Raw genomic sequence first — 760 nt, forward strand, 5'->3', positions numbered from 1 at the left:
GTTCAGCAGTGTTCAGCGTAAATGTATCAGCCGGGCCAAGCTTGCGTTAAAACCCTCTGCCGCCCAGCAGCGGACAATTGCCCTGGATTATATCAATCCCCATCCACCCAGATCCGAGCGTGGCCGCGAACCGGATTGCGGACTTGGGCAGTCTGGAGTGCAAAAAGCAGCCTCCCCCGCTCAAGGTAGGCGCAGGGATCCCCTACAGCGCTGGCCGCAAGACCTCGGCTCGACTTCCTCGGCAGCTAGGTTGACTTGGGAGTTGAGGATGACGACGGTGATGGGAGCAGGAGTGGGAGGCAAAGAGCGGCTGCTCCTCCAGCCCCAACTGTCGGCGTACTGTTGTGGGGGAACGTTGGGCAGGATCAGGACGGTGTTTTGCAGGACGTTGCTTTGCAGGGTGGTGGCGTTGCCGTTCAGGATCGCCATCTGCTGGGTGTGGGAAGTCTGAGCTAGGACGGCTGGAGCAAACCCGAAGCCGAGCAGAGCTGCCACTCCGGGGAGGAGGAGTTGAGTGGACAACATCGAGGATTCTCCACAAGACGCCAGGATGCCGACACTTTAGCCTGCTTTGCCCTCCGCTGAGTTGCCCAAAAAAGCAAAAAAAGCTACGTGATGGGGAGGGATCCCTGCTGGGGACGTACAGCCGCGCGGCCCAGGCCCACAAAAAGGCCTGCAGAGGGTACTCTGTGCAGGCCCGTCTTGCTCGTCTGGATTGTCTTGATGGAGCTGATACATTCACGCTGAACTCTCCTGAACA

1 protein-coding gene is annotated in these 760 nt (G+C 59.2%); it reads right to left on the reverse strand.

The genetic code is table 11. The annotated features are described in order from the left end of the window. Positions 1-180: 180 nt before the first annotated feature. The gene (locus NW856_RS10375) at positions 181-525 is read right to left on the reverse strand and encodes a hypothetical protein (protein ID WP_011432412.1); all 345 of its coding nucleotides are present in this window, start codon (positions 523-525) and stop codon (positions 181-183) included. Positions 526-760 lie beyond the last annotated feature (235 nt).

Origin of the sequence: Synechococcus sp. R3-13, assembly GCF_047462195.1 — a bacterium.
Classification (GTDB): Bacteria; Cyanobacteriota; Cyanobacteriia; order Thermostichales; family Thermostichaceae; genus Thermostichus.

Bases quoted from the DNA above. Each gene is read 5' to 3' on its own strand.
- NW856_RS10375 (WP_011432412.1), bottom strand. From the start codon at position 525: ATGTTGTCCACTCAACTCCTCCTCCCCGGAGTGGCAGCTCTGCTCGGC.